At 64.6% G+C, this 15968-nt stretch carries 15 protein-coding genes; 10 read left to right on the top strand and 5 right to left on the bottom strand.

From position 1 onward, the window contains the following. Positions 1-39: 39 nt before the first annotated feature. Complete coding sequence (gene parE, locus EDF58_RS03530; RefSeq protein WP_132262711.1) at positions 40-2037, top strand: DNA topoisomerase IV subunit B; 1998 nt, start codon at positions 40-42, stop codon at positions 2035-2037. Between the two features lie 28 nt (positions 2038-2065). Here parE and EDF58_RS03525 read toward each other — a convergent pair whose 3' ends face one another. From EDF58_RS03525 to EDF58_RS03515, 3 genes are all read right to left on the bottom strand, one after another. Further along, on the bottom strand, positions 2066-2602 hold the full coding sequence (locus EDF58_RS03525) for a hypothetical protein (RefSeq protein WP_132262709.1): 537 nt from the start codon (positions 2600-2602) through the stop codon (positions 2066-2068). A 203-nt stretch (positions 2603-2805) separates the two neighbouring features. Beyond that, positions 2806-3522: an NYN domain-containing protein gene (locus tag EDF58_RS03520; RefSeq protein ID WP_132262707.1), complete on the bottom strand. Its 717-nt coding sequence runs from the start codon at positions 3520-3522 to the stop codon at positions 2806-2808. A gap of 15 nt (positions 3523-3537) precedes the next feature. Continuing rightward, a complete protein-coding gene (locus EDF58_RS03515; RefSeq protein ID WP_243654120.1) occupies positions 3538-4722 on the bottom strand; it encodes a glycosyltransferase family 87 protein in 1185 nt (394 codons plus the stop codon). A gap of 168 nt (positions 4723-4890) precedes the next feature. Between EDF58_RS03515 and EDF58_RS03510 the strand changes: the two genes are divergently transcribed. The 4 genes from EDF58_RS03510 to EDF58_RS03495 all read left to right on the top strand — a co-directional run bounded on the left by EDF58_RS03510 (position 4891) and on the right by EDF58_RS03495 (position 7828). Next, positions 4891-5736, top strand: a complete 846-nt coding sequence (locus tag EDF58_RS03510; protein WP_132262703.1) for a MoxR family ATPase — start codon at positions 4891-4893, stop codon at positions 5734-5736. Positions 5737-5742: 6 nt separating this feature from the next. After that, positions 5743-6174 (top strand): GFA family protein, encoded by a 432-nt coding sequence (locus EDF58_RS03505; RefSeq protein WP_132262701.1) that lies wholly within the window; start codon positions 5743-5745, stop codon positions 6172-6174. A 58-nt stretch (positions 6175-6232) separates the two neighbouring features. After that, positions 6233-7414, top strand: a complete 1182-nt coding sequence (locus EDF58_RS03500) for a VWA domain-containing protein (RefSeq protein ID WP_132262699.1) — start codon at positions 6233-6235, stop codon at positions 7412-7414. A 90-nt stretch (positions 7415-7504) separates the two neighbouring features. Then, positions 7505-7828 (top strand): hypothetical protein, encoded by a 324-nt coding sequence (locus EDF58_RS03495; protein WP_132262697.1) that lies wholly within the window; start codon positions 7505-7507, stop codon positions 7826-7828. On the opposite strand, the gene EDF58_RS03490 is transcribed toward EDF58_RS03495, so the two are convergent. Then, positions 7822-9018 (bottom strand): DUF1343 domain-containing protein, encoded by a 1197-nt coding sequence (locus EDF58_RS03490; protein ID WP_132262695.1) that lies wholly within the window; start codon positions 9016-9018, stop codon positions 7822-7824. The genes EDF58_RS03495 and EDF58_RS03490 overlap by 7 nt on opposite strands. Then, positions 9015-9551, bottom strand: a complete 537-nt coding sequence (locus EDF58_RS03485; RefSeq protein WP_132262693.1) for a DOMON-like domain-containing protein — start codon at positions 9549-9551, stop codon at positions 9015-9017. Before EDF58_RS03485 ends, EDF58_RS03490 begins: the two co-directional genes overlap by 4 nt. A gap of 148 nt (positions 9552-9699) precedes the next feature. On the opposite strand from EDF58_RS03485, the gene tyrS reads away from it, so the two are divergent. The 5 genes from tyrS to cysK all read left to right on the top strand — a co-directional run bounded on the left by tyrS (position 9700) and on the right by cysK (position 15968). Further along, entirely contained in the window at positions 9700-10929 is a 1230-nt protein-coding gene (gene tyrS, locus EDF58_RS03480; protein WP_132262691.1) for a tyrosine--tRNA ligase, read from the top strand. A 179-nt stretch (positions 10930-11108) separates the two neighbouring features. After that, a complete protein-coding gene (locus EDF58_RS03475) occupies positions 11109-11447 on the top strand; it encodes a PilZ domain-containing protein (RefSeq protein ID WP_132264087.1) in 339 nt (112 codons plus the stop codon). 121 nt (positions 11448-11568) lie between these two features. Next, positions 11569-13683 carry a TonB-dependent receptor gene (locus EDF58_RS03470; protein WP_132262689.1) on the top strand — a complete coding sequence of 705 codons (2115 nt, stop codon included), beginning with the start codon at positions 11569-11571 and terminating at the stop codon, positions 13681-13683. A 63-nt stretch (positions 13684-13746) separates the two neighbouring features. Next, positions 13747-15054 (top strand): MFS transporter, encoded by a 1308-nt coding sequence (locus EDF58_RS03465; RefSeq protein ID WP_132262687.1) that lies wholly within the window; start codon positions 13747-13749, stop codon positions 15052-15054. After that, positions 15051-15968, top strand: coding sequence for a cysteine synthase A (gene cysK, locus EDF58_RS03460; RefSeq protein WP_132262685.1), 918 nt, complete (start codon positions 15051-15053; stop codon positions 15966-15968). The genes EDF58_RS03465 and cysK overlap by 4 nt, the downstream gene beginning before the upstream one ends.

The raw sequence follows: 15968 nt of genomic DNA, 5'->3' as shown, positions 1-15968 counted from the left end.
GTGCTTGATCGCGGGTTTAGGCGCCCTATAGTCCCGCTCATGTCCGATGACCTGTTCGACAAGCTCCCGTCTTCGGGCGGGGAATCCTACGATGGTTCCGCGATCGAAGTGCTGGAGGGGCTGGAACCTGTCCGGCGCCGTCCCGGCATGTACATCGGCGGCACCGATGAGCGCGCGCTGCACCATCTTGCGGCCGAAGTGCTCGACAATGCGATGGACGAAGCCGTCGCCGGACACGCCAACCGCATCGAGGTGACGCTGGACGAAGGCAACAGCCTGACCATCACCGACAACGGCCGCGGCATCCCGGTGGACGAGCATCCCAAGTTCCCCGGCAAATCGGCGCTGGAGGTCATTCTTTCCACCCTGCACTCGGGCGGCAAGTTCTCGGGCAAGGCCTATGCCACTTCGGGCGGCTTGCACGGCGTGGGCATTTCGGTGGTCAACGCCCTTTCCAGCCTCACGCGCGTCGAAGTGGCCCGTAACAAGGAGCTTTTCGCGCAGGAGTTCTCGCGCGGACAGACGCTTGGCCCGCTTCAGAAGGTCGGCGCGGCGCCCAATCGCCGCGGCACCGCCGTCAGCTTCACGCCGGACACCGAGATTTTCGGCGACCAGCAGTTCAAGCCGGCGCGCCTGTTCAAGCTGGTTCGCTCCAAGGCCTACCTCTTTGCCGGCGTGGAAATCCGCTGGAAATGCGCGCCCTCGCTGGCTTCGGACGACGTTCCGGCAGAAGCGACGTTCCAGTTCCCCGGCGGCTTGGCCGATCACCTGGCCGAGCAGATCGGCACCCGCGAATGCGTGACCACGCAGGCCTTCTCGGGCACGCAGGATTTCCCGCGCGGCGATGACGGCTCCGAACAGGGCCGCGTCGAATGGGCGATCGCCTGGCCGCTCTATTCCGACGGTTCCTATTCCTGGTACTGCAACACCATCCCGACGCCCGATGGCGGCACGCACGAACAGGGTCTGCGCGCCGCGCTGACCAAGGGCATCCGCGCCTTCGCGGACCTGGTGGGCCAGGCCAAGAAGGCCAAGGACATCACGCCGGACGACGTGGTGACCGGCAGCGAAGTCATGCTCTCGGTCTTCATCCGCGACCCACAGTTCCAGAGCCAGACCAAGGACCGCCTGACCAGTCCCGAGGCCGCCCGCCTCGTGGAAGCGGCGATCCGCGATCACTTCGACCATTTCCTCACCGACAATCTCGAACGCGGCAAGGCCCTGCTCGGCGCGGTGATGGAGCGTATGGACGATCGCCTGCGCCGCAAGGCGGAGCGCGAGGTCAAGCGCAAGACGGCCACCAATGCCCGTAAGCTGCGCCTGCCCGGCAAGTTGACGGACTGTTCGGGCGAAGGCCCGGGCGAAACCGAACTCTTCATCGTCGAAGGCGATTCGGCAGGCGGCTCGGCCAAGCAGGCGCGCAATCGCAAGACCCAGGCGATCCTGCCGATCCGCGGCAAGATCCTCAACGTCGCATCCGCCACGGCCGACAAGATCCGCGGCAATTCGGAAATCGCCGATCTCGGCCTCGCGCTCGGTTGCGGCACCCGCAAGGACTGCAACGCCGACAACTTGCGCTACGACCGCGTGATCATCATGACCGACGCCGACGTGGACGGCGCACATATCGCCACGCTGCTGATGACCTTCTTCTTCCAGGAGATGCCGGACATCGTGAAGCGCGGCCACCTCTACCTCGCGCAGCCGCCGCTTTACCGCCTCACTGCCGGTTCGACTTCGGCCTATGCCCGCGACGATGCCCACCGCGCCGAACTGGAAGCGACCGTTTTCAAGAACAAGAAAGTGGAAGTCGGCCGGTTCAAGGGCCTTGGCGAGATGAACCCCGGACAGCTGCGTGAAACCACCATGGCGCCGGAAAGTCGCTCGCTGATCCGCATCACCCTTCCGCCCGAATACGAGGGCCGCGCCGCGGTGAAGGACCTGGTCGACCGCCTGATGGGCCGCAATCCCGAACATCGCTTCATGTTCATCCAGAACCGTGCGGGCGAAATCGATCCGGAACTGATCGACGCCTGAGGCGCCGATCAGTCCGATCCATCGCGACTTACTTGGCCGCTACCGGCGTCGCCGCCAACAGGGCCGGTTCGGCAGGAGCGGGAACCGCAACCGGCTCGATCACCTTCGCCACGGTCGCATAAGCGACGTCTTCGTCAAGGAAGCCTTTGACCGCCGATCCCGAGGCGATGAAGGCGCTGGTCCCGGTGGTCAGGAATCCGGCGATCGGCACGAGGGCGACAGCAGCGACCACGCCCCCGGTCCCGGTAACGCCTTTATCGTCGAAAGTGCCGGACAGCCTGATGTTTCGGTCATTGAGCCGGAGCGAAAGAACCCGGGCACCGATGTACCCGGACTTGCCCCACATGCCCTTGTTGCGCACTTCGGTGATCTCGGCGACGGCAGGGGTTCCCGCCGGTATCACGACAACGCCGTTCCGCTCGATATTCGCGGCCACTTCCATCTGCACGCGCTGCCCCACGCGAAGAGCCTTTTTCTTGGTCGTCAGTTCCTCGCGCGTGATCAGCGGCACTTCCATCCCCGCACGAAGAACATTGTCCGATACCGGCGCCAGCGCAATCGCCACGTGCTGCGGCGCTGCGAGAGGCGCGGCGTCCGTGGACGGTGTGGATTGTGCATGACTTGCGCACGCGGCCCCCATCAGCAGGCAAAAGCCTGCCAAATACTTCGATTTCATCGATAGTCCCCCTGAGAGGCAAAAATGCCCTCAAGCGGAGCCTAAATTCGTGGCCACGAGGAAGTCAATTTGAGAAAGATCCACGATCCCCCTCACCGCACGCGCTTGAGGAACAATCCGCTCTCGCGTTTTTCCGTGGCGAAGTTGGGAAGTGTCTGCACCAGTTCGGACAATCGGGAAAAACCGTAGCTGCGGGCATCGAAGCTGGAGCGATTGGCCACGCGCTGGCCGACTTCGGAGAGGCTGGCGAAGCCCTGCTCGTCTCGTTTGCTCGCCTTCCAGGCCTCACCGAGCAATTTGACCAGTTCTTCGTCTATCGCGGGCTTGGCGGTTTCGTTTGCCGTTTCCACGGCGTCGCTGTCCGGCAAGGCGTCGAGATCGATGAAGCGCGTGCAAGCCTCGCGAAAGGCTTCGGGCGTGCGGGAAGAACCAAAGCCATAGACCGGCGTGCCGTTCTGGCGGATGCGGATCGAAAGCGGCATGAAGTCGCTGTCGCTCGACATGATGCCGAACCCGTCCACTTGCCCGCCATAGAGCAGGTCCATGGCGTCGATCGTCATTTTCATGTCGGTGGCATTCTTGCCCTTGGTCAGGTCGAATTGTTGCTGCGGTTCCAGCGCATGGCGATGGACCAGTTTCGACCAACCCTTTAGCGCGGGCTTACTCCAGTTGCCGTAGATCCGCCGGACATTGACGGTGCCGAGATCGCCCAGGATGGTCAGCGCCGCGTCGAGGTTGGCGGGGGAGGCGTTATCGGCGTCGATCAGCAAAGCGATATTACGGCCGATGCGGGGCTTTGGCTCGGGCAAGGGGCAGTTCCTTCCTCAGGACGGGACAGCCGCGCGCGCCTCGTAAGCGAGGGCGGCTCGGCGCCAGATTATGACGAAGAAGAATGCCAGGACCAGCGGCATGATCGGAAAATGGAGATTGAGCGCCAGCGGCCGGGCCAGTGCCGGGCCGGCGAAGGCCAGGAACAGGGCGCAGCGTTCCCAGTCGCGAAAACCGCGGCGGAGGCCCTCTCCTGCAAGCCAGAGCATGGGGAACGCCAGGATCACCATATCGTAATCGAGGACGTAGGGCGTCGCGAGGGGCGCGCCCGCCAGCATCAGCGCCGCCAGTCCCGCAGACCACTGCCGGCGCCAGGACGCCTGGAGCACGAGCACCGCTGCAGCCAGCGTCACGGCGCCCTGCACCATGTAGCTCAGCGCCATGGGGGCACCGAGCAGCCGCAGCGCCGCAAAGGGGCTCATCATCTTGCCATAGCCGATCTGGCCATAGGCCATGGCCGTCTGGGCCCTCTCGCTTGCGCCCACCCAGTCCGCCCAGGCATGCGGGCCGAACGCGCCGGCGGACAGCAGCGCCAGCGCGATCGCCGTCGCGCCGGCCGCGGCGATGACCCGCCATTGCCCGGTCGCCAGCAGGACAAGAGGCAGCAGCAACCCGAGTTGCGGCTTGATCGTCGCCAGACCGAACAGCGCACCGGCCAGCAGCGGCCGGGTCGGAACCAGCCATGCGCCAAGGCCGAGCAGTCCTGCCACGAGAAAGGCCGTCTGTCCGTGAGTGACGACGATGGGCACGGCAGGAAAGGCCGCAAACAGGAGCCAGAGCGGGAGACCCGTCCCGGCTCCGGCCCACCAGCGACGGACGGCAGCAAGGTAGAAGGCGCCGGTCGCGGCCACCCAGAGAGCCAGCGCGGGGAAATAGGCAAGCCAGCCGAGCGGCCAGCAGAACGGCAGGAACGACGGGGGATAGTAGAATGCGGTATAGGCGCCTTCGGCCGAGAAATAGGTGCGCTGCGCCGCGATATGGGCCGCGCCGTCGTAGGGATTGCCATGCGCCACCAGCATGTGCCCGGTCGTCCAGAAACTAATGAAATCGCTGCCGAGCAAGTAGCCGTTGGCATCTACCCCGTTGTGCGAAGTGGCCACCAGCCAGACGATCATGACCAAGTTGATCACGGCAAACAGTCGCAGATAGGCGCCGACGCGCGGCGCGTTCAACCAATCCATGCGTTTCAGGAATTCAGCCCCCATCGCGCCTGTCTGCAACGCCCCGGCGGCTAAGTCCATGGCGCGGTGGGGGTAGGCGCCTCGGTGCTTGCCATGTTGCGCCGCAAAACTTAGAGATTAACCGGGCGGTTAAGGAATTGCCCCGGGATTTCGCCGAAGGGACAGGACATGCAGCGTTTCGAAGGCACCAGCAGCTACGTCGCCACGGACGATCTCAAAGTCGCCGTGAACGCCGCCGTCCTGTTGCGCCGCCCGCTTCTGGTGAAGGGAGAGCCCGGCACCGGCAAGACCGTGCTGGCCGAGCAGATCGCCGCCTCGATGAATGCGCCGCTGATCACCTGGAACGTGAAGTCCACCACCAAGGCGCACCAGGGCCTCTATGAATACGACGCGGTCGGCCGCCTGCGCGACGGGCAGCTGGGCGATGCGCGGGTCCACGATATCAACAACTACATCCGCAAGGGCAAGCTCTGGGAGGCGTTCACTTCGCCTCGCCTGCCCGTGCTGCTGATCGACGAGATCGACAAGGCCGACATCGAGTTTCCCAACGACCTCCTGGCCGAACTCGACCGCATGGCGTTCGACGTTTATGAAACCGGCGAGCATGTCGCCGCCGCCGAGCGGCCGGTCGTCGTCATCACCTCGAACAACGAGAAGGATCTGCCGGACGCCTTCCTGCGCCGCTGCTTCTTCCACTACATCAAGTTCCCCGATCGCGAGACGATGCAGGCCATCGTCGACGTGCATTTCCCCGGGATCCAGAAGACCCTGGTGAAGAAGGCGATGGAAGTATTCTACGAGCTGCGCGAAGTGCCCGGCCTCAAGAAGAAGCCCTCCACCAGCGAGCTGCTCGACTGGCTCAAGCTCCTGTTGAGCGAGGACATGCCGCTGGAGATATTGCAGAACCAGGACGCGACCAAGGCGATCCCACCGCTGCATGGGGCCTTGCTGAAGAACGAACAGGACGTCATGCTGTTCGAAAGGCTCGCCTTCATGGCGCGCCGCGGGAACTGACCGGCCATGAGCGCTCCCTATCTCGGCAGTTGTGCCTGCGATACCGTCTCGCTGACGGTTTCGGGCGAGCCCATCGCCACGCGCCAGTGCTGGTGCCGCCAGTGCCAGCAGCTTGCGGCAGGCGGTCCGACCAACAACGCGATCTTCAAGGTGGAGGACGTGTCGCTGGATGGAGAACTCGGATCTTCCGTCTGGACTGCGGCAAGCGGCAATACACTCACGTTCCACTTTTGCCCGAAATGCGGCACCCAGATTTACGCGCAAAGCTCGGCGCGTCCGCATCTGATGACCATACGCCTCGGCGCGCTTGCTGCCGGTCACGGCTTGCGGCCGGAAGCGGTGATATGGACCGAAGACGCGCCGGAATGGGCCATTTTCGACGAGACCCTCGAAACCTGGTCGCGCCAACCGCCCCCGCCGTCACCCCCCTCCACGTGAGTAAGCGCCACCGCCTGGCAGCCCCCGGGCGCGATCGGCCTCTTCGGGAGCGTTGCACATGCTGCTGAACTTCATCGAGGAACTGCGCGCGGCGGGCATTCCGGCCTCGCTCAAAGAGCACCTCGTGCTGCTGGAAGCGCTTGAAAGGGATGTCATCGAACGCACCCCGGAGGCGTTCTACTTTCTCAGCCGCGCTACTTTCGTGAAGGACGAAGGCCTGCTCGACCGCTTCGACCAGGTGTTCCAGAGGGTCTTCAAAGGTGCCCTCAGCGACTATGGCCAAGCACCTGTCGCCATCCCGGAAGATTGGCTGCGCAAAGTGGCCGAGCGCTACTTTTCCGACGAGGAGATGGAGCAGATCAAGGCGCTCGGTTCCTGGGACGAGATCATGGAGACGCTCAAGAAGCGTCTGGAGGAACAGGAAAAACGTCACTCCGGCGGCAACAAGTGGATCGGTACCAACGGCACTTCGCCATTCGGCCATTCGGGCTACAATCCCGAGGGTATCCGCATCGGCGGCGAAGCCAGGCATGGCCGGGCCATAAAGGTCTGGGAAAAGCGCGAATTCGCCAATCTCGATAACACGCGTGAACTCGGCACCCGCAACATCAAGGTCGCCCTTCGCCGTCTCCGCCGCTTCGCGCGCGAAGGCGCTGCCGAGGAACTGGACCTTGAGGAAACGATCCACGGCACCGCGAAGCAGGGTTGGCTGGACATCCGCATGCGGCCCGAGCGGCACAATGCCGTCAAGGTCCTGCTCTTCCTGGACGTCGGCGGATCGATGGATCCCTATATCGAACTGATGGAAGAGCTGTTCAGCGCCGCCAGCGCCGAATTCAAGAACATGGAGTTCTTCTATTTCCACAACTGCCTCTACGAAGGGGTGTGGAAGGATAATCGCCGCCGCTGGTCGCAGCGCACGCCGACCTGGGACCTGCTTCACAAGTTCGGCCACGACTACAAGGTGATCTTCGTCGGCGACGCCGCGATGAGTCCCTACGAGATCAGCCATCCCGGCGGTTCGGTGGAGCACATGAACGAGGAAGCGGGCGCCGTCTGGCTCGGCCGCGTCGCGCAGACTTATCCTGCAACGGTGTGGCTCAATCCGGCGCCGGAGCATCAGTGGAACTATTCGAGTTCGACCCGCATGGTCCGCGACCTGATGGGCGGGGCGATGTTCCCCCTGACGCTGGACGGGCTGGACGCGGCGATGAAGCAGCTCACCCGCAAGAAGGGCTGAAAGCGCTTGCCTGTCTGCCGCGCTGGGCAGATCATCGTGCCGAAGCGGCGGACACCGCCGGTGGGTTCACGGACGAAGGACTTCGTGACTATGCACAAGCTGGTTCTGATCACGACGATCGCTGCGATGACAGGGGCCGCCAGCCCGGCCAAGGTTCCTGAGACCGCCGATGCGGCGCAGGCCGCCTGCAATAGGACGATCCAGCAAGCCAACGCGGCAGCAGGTCGCCGGCCGCCGCGTGCTGCTGTGCCAGGAAAGTCGGCCTCGATCCGGCCTGATGTGATCCGGCCTGAAATGATCCAGGCCGTTGACAAGCGAGTGGCGGGCTGCCCGGTACTGGTCAGCCTGGACGGCAGGATGACCCCGCCGCCCGCTTATTCGGACGCGCCCGCCCGCCTCGCGCCTGCTCAGTAAAGCAGGAGATCGGCGATTTCGGCCTTCCAGGCGGCTTCGTCCCGGCCGGCGATCAGGTCGAGATCGCCAGGCAGCGCGGCAGGGTCGTCAACCCATTCGCGCAGCGCCGGACCGCCGTTGATCACATCGATGGCAAGGCGCTGGAATTCGTATTCGTAGGGGAAGTCCCGCCAGATCGGATAGTCGGGATAGAGCTGGCGAATGGCCTTGAATGCCAGCGCCTGGAGGCGCCAGGGCCGGAAGGCATGATGATCGTAGAACTTGCCCTCGGCATGGATCATCAGCCCGCTGCACAGCGTGCCGGCATGCTTGTGGAACGTCGGTTCGAACCAGCATTCCCGAACCGCGCAGCCGGCCAGCCATTCCGGCGCGATCCGCTGCATCGCTGACAGGACGGCTTTGGCGTCGATATCGGGCGCTCCGAACAGCACTTCCAGCGGCCGGGTGGTGCCGCGTCCTTCCGAAAGCGTCGCGCCTTCCAGCATGACGGTGCCCGCATAGGCACGCGCCATGTTGAGGTTGGCGGCATTGGGGCTGGGATTGATCCAGATGCGGCTCTCCGGCCATCCGAACCCGGGGCCGTCCGGCTCCCATCCGCTCATCTCGATCACGCGATATTCCACGTCGAGTTCGAAGCGGCGCACGAACCAGAGCCCCATCTCGCCCAGGGTCAGCCCGTGCCGCATCGGCATCGGTCCCGCACCGACGAAGCTTTCCTGCCCCGGCAGCAGGGTCGTTCCTTCCACGGGGCGGCCCGCCGGGTTGGGACGATCCAGCACCCATACGGCTTTGCCCTGCTCGGCCGCAGCTTCGAGCAGGTAGAGCAGCGTGGTCACGAACGTGTAGATGCGGCAGCCAAGGTCCTGCAGGTCGAACAGGAAGACATCGGCGCCCGCCATCATCTCCGGGCTGGGGCGGCGCACTTCGCCGTAGAGGCTGTAGACGGGGATGCCGTAGACCGGGTCCAGCTCATTGGCCGTCTCGACCATGTTGTCCTGCTTGTCGCCCTTCAGTCCGTGCTGCGGGCCGAAAGCGCAAGTCACGTTGATGCCCGCCGCGATCAGCGCATCAAGCGAATGGACGAGGTCCTCGGTGACGGAGGCGGGATGCGCGACAAGCGCGACGCGCTTGCCTTCAAGGGGCGCGCGCAGTTCTGGGTCTGCCAGGAGGCGATCGATACCGAATTTCATGAGGCGGTGGGTGCCGCAAGCTCGAGCGTGAAGCAAGCCGGATCGTGGAAGTCCGGCGCATCGGCGCTGTGGGTAAGCGACCAGTAGCTTTTCACGCCCCCCTCCTCTTCGATCACCGCCGTGAAGCCGCAGCGAAGCGGGGCTTGCGGGAGGCCCGCTGCCGGAATGGCCGCGTCGAAAACAGCGATGTCCGAACCCTTGCGCATTGCGCATTCCGGCTCGCGCGGGAGCGGGCGCTCGATCATGCCCTCGCGTCGGCCGGAGAAATCGTAGGCGTTCCAGCGCTCGGAAGGCGAAAGGTTGAACTCGGTATAGCCGCGGCTTTCCGGCTGGCGCAGGAACAGTTCGAAGCAGGTCGTCTGCCAGAGATCGTCCGCCCTGCCTTTGCCCGCAAATGGCGGAACCACGACTTTGCCCGCGCCCAGAATGCGCCAGCGGACACGCAGCCAGCTGGCGTCGAACCCGATCACGCGGGTTTCGATGGAGCGGACGAGAAGCGAGGGATGTGCCGGGTGGCAGGTCAGTTCGGCCATGCGCGCATGCCTAGAGGGCGCGCGCGCCTGCTGGCAATGCGGATTCGGCCGGAACGCGCCGCAAGGCGACCAACCGCTTCATCTTGCGCCTCGCGCGTGCTAGGCGCGCGGGCTCCGATCCATCCAAGCCAAGAAGCACTGGGCCATCATGACCTACAATTCCTCCCTGCTCCGCACGCTCGAAGAGCGCGGCTACATCCACCAGATGACGGACGCCGAGGGCCTCGACGCCCTTGCCGCCAAGCAGGTCGTGCCTGGATATATCGGCTTCGACGCCACGGCGGCGTCGCTTCATATCGGCAGCCTCGTGCAGATCATGATGCTGCGCCGCCTGCAGCAGACCGGCCACAAGCCGATCGTGCTCATGGGCGGCGGCACCACCCGCATCGGCGATCCCACCGGCCGCGACGAGAGCCGCAAGATGCTTTCGGACGAGACGATCGCCACCAATATCGAAGGCATCTTCTCGATCTTCTCGCGCCTGCTGAAGTTCGGCGACGGGCCGACCGATGCCGTCATGGTCAACAACCACGACTGGCTGGGGCAGCTCGGCTACATCCAGCTGCTTCAGGAAGTGGGTACGCATTTCACGGTCAACCGCATGCTGTCCTTCGACTCGGTGCGCCTGCGCCTGGAGCGCGAGCAGCCGATGACCTTCCTCGAATTCAACTACATGATCCTGCAAGGCTACGACTTCCGCCATCTTTCCCGGAACGAAGGCGTTCGTCTGCAGATGGGCGGCTCCGACCAGTGGGGCAATATCGTCAACGGGATCGAGCTGTCCCGCCGCATGGACGGTCAGGAAGTCTTCGGCCTCACCACGCCCCTGCTCACCACGGCCGACGGCGCGAAGATGGGCAAGTCCGCTACCGGCGCGGTCTGGCTGAACGAGGACATGCTGCCATCCTACGACTTCTGGCAATACTGGCGTAACTGCGACGACCGCGATGTCGGCAAGTTCCTGCGCCTGTTCACCGACCTGCCGCTGGACGAGATCGCGCGCCTTGAAACCCTCGAAGGCGCGGCGATCAACGATGCCAAGGTCGTGCTGGCCAACGAAGTGACCCGGCTCTGCCGCGGCGAGGATGCCGCAGTGGCGGCGGAAGCGACGGCGAAGACCACTTTCGCGGGCGGCGGGCTTGGAGATGACCTGCCGACCCTGGCCGTAACCGGCGAAGGCATCCGCCTGGGCGCGGCGCTGACCGAACTCGGCTTCACGGCTTCCAATGGCGAAGCCAAGCGCAAGATCGCAGAAGGCGCCGTCAAGATCGACGATGCGCTGATGGACGATCCGGCGTTCCTGATCGAAGTGGGCCCCGGTGAAACGCGTAAGCTTAGTCTTGGCAAGAAGAAGCACGCAATTCTCAGGGGTGCATAACTACGTAATCGTTTGCTAACATGATTGAACTGAAGCGCTCCGGTTCCCGTAACCGGGGCGCTTTAACGCAAGAGCGGCACATTTTGCCGCCTGTGACTGGCAAAAAGCGAACGAATTTACCGTTTCTTTGCCATTTTGATGCACTGTCCTTGCTCACGGTCACAACAGGGGCAATAGAGATGACTGCAGGAGCGCAGCTCACTGTAACCGACAAACGTCGCGCGGCGCGGCACCCCGTCGATTACCCGGTGATTGCGGAGCACCGCCAACTGGGCGACCTGCATCTGCACATCGTCAATCTCTCGGCCCAGGGTTTCATGTCCCAGGGCGACCTTCCGCTCGAGCGCGGGGAACGTCTGGTGATGCGCCTGCCGGTGATCGGCCGGATCGAGGCTCATCTGATCTGGGCGCATGAAGGACGTGCGGGCTTCCAGTTCGAACGGATCATCCGCATCGACGACTTCCTGAAGCTGGTGGACACCGTTCAGCCGAACCCTCGCTTGCGCCCCCGGCGCTGAGGCGGAAGACCGACCGCCTGCTTTCGGCCGAACATTCGCTTCATCGCATTCATGGCTCGTTTCGTCGCCGGGCAACATTTCAGAATTGATATGTTATAACCTCGCAATTAGCCGGTTGGCCATGACGCTCCCAACCGCCCGAATCGCACTGCTGGTCACCGCCGGCGCCCTTTCCACGATATTGGCGGCAATGCCTGCTTCCGCGCAGGCTGTCGGGGCGCAAGCGACCGCACCTGTCGATGGCGATGGCCATCCCCAGGAAGCCGGTCCGGAAATCATCGTCACCGGTCGCCTGATCTCCGGCAATGCCGATCCCATCGCCGCGCCGGTCGTTCTCTCAGGCGAAGCGCTGACCCGCGACCTCAAGCCGCAGATCGGCGAAATGCTTGCCAGCCTGCCGGGCGTGTCCAGCAGCGGTTTCGCGCCGGGTGTGTCACGGCCGGTCCTGCGCGGCTTCGACGGTCCGCGCGTCCAGGTCCTGCTCGATGGCATCGGTTCGCTCGATGCCTCCTCGGTCTCGGCCGACCACGCCGTCTCGCTCGATACCCTCAATGTCGAGCGCATCGAAGTGCTCCACGGCCCGCGCGTCCTGCTCTATGCCAGCGACCCTTCGGGCGGCGCGGTCAATGCCGTGGACAAGCGTATTCCGCGCAAGGTGCCGGACAAGGCCTTCACCCTGGACGCGCTGGGATCCTTCGGCACGGCCGCCGACATGGTCAACGGCGGCATCACCACCGACGTCCGGCTGGCAAGCCGCCTCGTCGCCCATTTCGATGCATCCTACTATCACAGCGACGACCTCCACGTCGGCGGCTATGTCCTGTCGCCCGAACTGCGCGCGGAGACCCTGGCGCAGGCAAGCACCCTGTCCGATGCCGGGGACCTGACCGGCGCGGCCACGCTGACCCAGCAGGCCAATCGTCGCGGCAAGATCGCCAACAGCGGCACCGAAGGCTGGACCCTCGGTGGCGGCCTCGCCTTCATCGACGACGGCGGCGACATCGGCGTTTCGGTACAGCGCCTGGCCAACGACTATGGCATCCCGCCGCGCCCCTCCACCGATCCGAGCGCGACCAGCATCTCGCTGCGCCAGACCCGCGTGGACTTGCGCGCCGGCGTCAATCTCGAAGGTTTCCTCAAGCGGCTGGAAGTGCGCGGCGCTTATGGCGACTATGAGCATGCCGAAATCGAGGGTGGCGACATCGGCACCCAGTTCCACAACAAGGCCGTCGAAGTTCGCCTCCAGGCAGACCAGGCCAAGCGCGGGATCTGGAGCGGTTCGACCGGCGTGCAATACTCGTCGGCCCAACTCGACATCGCCGGTGACGAGAAGCTGCTGCCGAACAACAACACCGACCGCCTTGCCCTCTTCACGCTGCAGCGTCTCGAAGTGGGCCAGTTCGACATCGAAGGCGCACTGCGTTACGAAAATACGCGGATCGACACGGTTCCGGCTGACCAGCATCGCAATTTCGACCAGTATTCCGGCGTGGCCGGCCTCGCCTGGCATCCCATCGATACCGTGACGCTCTCGGTGAACTATTCGCACGGCGAGCGTGCTCCATCCGCTGAGGAACTGTTCGTCGATGGGCTGCACGATGCCACCCAGTCCTACGAGCGCGGCAATCCGAACTTCACGGTGGAGCGGAGCGACGGCATCGAGGCTGGCGTGCGCTACAACGGCGGGGATATCGCCGGTTCGGTCACGGTGTTCGGCACCAACTTCTCGAACTTCATCACCGCCGTGCCCACCGGCGAAGTGATCGAGGATTTCCCGGTGTATCAGTACCTCCAGGCCCCTGCCCGCTTCCGCGGCATCGAGGCCGAGGGCGGCGTGACATTCGCCCGCTGGGGCGGCGACAAGGCGATCAAGGCCGATGGCGGCGTGGACTATACCCATGCCCGTCTCGTCGACATGGGCCCCGTGCCGCGGATCCCGCCCCTGCGCGCCCGTGGCGGCGTGGAATTCGATTCGGCCGCCTTCACCTTGCGCGGAGAGGTCGAATGGAATGCCAGGCAGACCCGCGTGACGGAGAATGAAAACCCCACGAGCGCGTTCACGCTCGTCAACGCCAGCGCCACCTGGCGGCCCTTCGGCGAGCAGGGCCCGCTCTCGCTCATCCTCGCGGCGGACAACCTTCTGGACGTGACCGGACGCCTGGCCGCTTCGGAAACGCGCGACTTCGTACCCATCGCCGGGCGTGACGTGCGGATCACCGCGCGGTTTACTTATTGATCCCAAACATAAGCTATCGCTGCGCATGAGCGGCATGTCTTGGCAATGCTTTGACATGCTGCCATGCAGCAAGCCGTGAGTACCATCGACACTTCCAGCCCTTCCGTGCTGCCAGAGCCCACCTCCCCGCTGCGCATTGCGGATTACCGCAAGTTCTGGCTAGCCCGCTTCGCCGTGGTGTTCGCCTCCACGGGCATGGTCGTCATCATCGGCTACCAGCTCTATGACGTGGCCCGCAGCGTTTACGGCATGTCGATTGCCGAAGCCTCGTTCCAGCTCGGCCTGCTTGGCTTCGCGCAGTTCCTGCCGATCTTCCTGCTGACCCCGGTAGCCGGCGTCATCGCCGACCGGTTCGACCGGCGCAAAGTGGCGGGAATAGCCATGTCGGTGGACATCCTGGTCGCCATCGGCCTGGCTCTGATCACCGAACTCGATCTGCGCAGCCTGCCGGTACTCTATCTTTTCGCCGCGCTCCACGGCATCGCCCGCGTCTTCGTGAGCCCGTCGATGACGGCGATCGCGCCGAACATCGTGCCCACTTCGCTGATCCCGCGCGCCATCGCTTTCAACTCGATCGCCATCGAGGCCGGAACCATCATCGGCCCGGCAGCCTTCGGCTTCCTCTTCGCGCGCCATCACGCGATGCCCTACTGGATCGCGGCCGTGCTCATGGCCGTGGCCGCCTTCAGCATCACCAGCATCCGCAACCTGCCGCCCGTCCCCAAGGACGCGCGCCGCGATCATCCGGTCCGCCAGATCGTCGACGGTTTCCATTTCATCTGGCGTGAGCGCTTCCTGCTTGGCTGCATCACGCTGGACCTCTTCGCCGTTCTGCTCGGCGGCGCGACCGCGCTCATGCCGGTATTCGCGCGGGATATCCTCCACGTCGGGCCCGAGGGCCTGGGCCAGATGCGCGCCGCGACGGCGGCCGGTGCCGCTATCGTCGCCGTCTGGCTCTCGTTCCGCCCCCTCGCCAAGAACGTGGGCGTGAAGATGCTGCTCTCGGTCGCGGCCTACGGCGCCATGACCGTGGGCTTCGGCCTCTCGCGCAGTTTCGCGGTGTCGCTGGGCTTCCTGGCCCTGCTCGGCGCGGCGGACATGATTTCGGTCTTCATCCGCAGTTCCCTGGTCCAGCTTCGCACCCCGGACGACAAGCGCGGAAGGGTTTCGGCCATTTCCGGCCTCGCCATATCCGCCTCGAACGAGCTGGGCGAGATGCAGTCCGGCGTGGCCGCGGCCCTGCTGGGCGCGACCGGGGCTGTTGTTTTCGGTGGCGGCGCTGCCATAGTCATTACCGCAATCTGGGCCTGGAGCTTTCCCGAGATCCGCCGTGCCCGCACCTTCGCACCACGATGGGAGCATGAACAATGAAGGCCGACAGCATTCTCGCCACGATCGGGAATACGCCGCATATTCGCCTCTCGCGCTTGTTCCCGGACCATGAAGTCTGGGTAAAGGCAGAGCGCACGAACCCCGGCGGTTCGATCAAGGACCGCATCGCGCTCGCCATGGTCGAAGCTGCCGAAGCCGATGGCACGCTGAAGCCGGGCGGCACCATCATCGAGCCGACTTCGGGCAACACCGGGATCGGCCTGGCCATGGTCGCGGCGGTCAAGGGCTACAAACTCGTGCTCGTCATGCCCGAATCGATGTCGATCGAGCGTCGCCGCCTGATGCTGGCCTATGGCGCCAGCTTCGACCTCACCCCGCGCGAGAAGGGCATGAAGGGCTCGATCGAGCGCGCCAAGGAGCTGCTCGACACGATCCCAGGTTCGTGGATGCCGCAGCAGTTCGAAAATCCGGCCAATGTCGCGGTCCATGTCGCGACCACCGCGAAGGAAATCCTGGCCGATTTCGCCGACAGCCCGATCGACGTGCTGATTACCGGCGTCGGCACCGGCGGCCACCTCACCGGCTGCGCGGAAACCCTCAAGCAGAGCTGGCCTTCACTCAAGGCCTATGCTGTCGAACCCACGCTCTCCCCGGTGATTTCCGGCGGCCAGCCCGGCCCCCATCCGATCCAGGGCATCGGCGCCGGCTTCGTCCCCGCCAATCTCCATACCCAGTCCATCGACGGCGCGCTCCAGGTAGACCCGGCCGATGCCAAGGATTGGGCGCGCCGCTGCGCGACCGAGGAAGGCATGCTGGTAGGTATCAGCTCGGGCGCGACGCTGGCCGCCATCGCCCAGAAGCTGAAGGAGCTTCCCGCAGGCAGCCGCGTGCTCGGCTTCAACTACGACACCGGCGAGCGCTATCTCTCGGTGCCGGACTTCCTTCCGGAGTAA

The sequence above is a fragment of the Novosphingobium sp. PhB57 genome, from assembly GCF_004342985.1.
Lineage (GTDB): Bacteria > Pseudomonadota > Alphaproteobacteria > Sphingomonadales > Sphingomonadaceae > Novosphingobium.
This window is presented reverse-complemented; position numbering and strand designations above follow the sequence as displayed.

What these genes read in the sequence shown, in the direction of transcription:
- EDF58_RS03490 (WP_132262695.1), bottom strand. Translation starts at nt 9,018, where the DNA reads ATGAAATTCGGTATCGATCGCCTCCTGGCAGACCCAGAACTGCGCGCG.
- EDF58_RS03485 (WP_132262693.1), bottom strand. Translation starts at nt 9,551, where the DNA reads ATGGCCGAACTGACCTGCCACCCGGCACATCCCTCGCTTCTCGTCCGC.
- EDF58_RS03470 (WP_132262689.1), top strand. Translation starts at nt 11,569, where the DNA reads ATGACGCTCCCAACCGCCCGAATCGCACTGCTGGTCACCGCCGGCGCC.
- parE (WP_132262711.1), top strand. Translation starts at nt 40, where the DNA reads ATGTCCGATGACCTGTTCGACAAGCTCCCGTCTTCGGGCGGGGAATCC.
- cysK (WP_132262685.1), top strand. Translation starts at nt 15,051, where the DNA reads ATGAAGGCCGACAGCATTCTCGCCACGATCGGGAATACGCCGCATATT.
- EDF58_RS03495 (WP_132262697.1), top strand. Translation starts at nt 7,505, where the DNA reads ATGCACAAGCTGGTTCTGATCACGACGATCGCTGCGATGACAGGGGCC.
- EDF58_RS03500 (WP_132262699.1), top strand. Translation starts at nt 6,233, where the DNA reads ATGCTGCTGAACTTCATCGAGGAACTGCGCGCGGCGGGCATTCCGGCC.
- EDF58_RS03505 (WP_132262701.1), top strand. Translation starts at nt 5,743, where the DNA reads ATGAGCGCTCCCTATCTCGGCAGTTGTGCCTGCGATACCGTCTCGCTG.
- EDF58_RS03515 (WP_243654120.1), bottom strand. Translation starts at nt 4,722, where the DNA reads ATGGATTGGTTGAACGCGCCGCGCGTCGGCGCCTATCTGCGACTGTTT.
- tyrS (WP_132262691.1), top strand. Translation starts at nt 9,700, where the DNA reads ATGACCTACAATTCCTCCCTGCTCCGCACGCTCGAAGAGCGCGGCTAC.
- EDF58_RS03475 (WP_132264087.1), top strand. Translation starts at nt 11,109, where the DNA reads ATGACTGCAGGAGCGCAGCTCACTGTAACCGACAAACGTCGCGCGGCG.
- EDF58_RS03510 (WP_132262703.1), top strand. Translation starts at nt 4,891, where the DNA reads ATGCAGCGTTTCGAAGGCACCAGCAGCTACGTCGCCACGGACGATCTC.
- EDF58_RS03465 (WP_132262687.1), top strand. Translation starts at nt 13,747, where the DNA reads ATGCAGCAAGCCGTGAGTACCATCGACACTTCCAGCCCTTCCGTGCTG.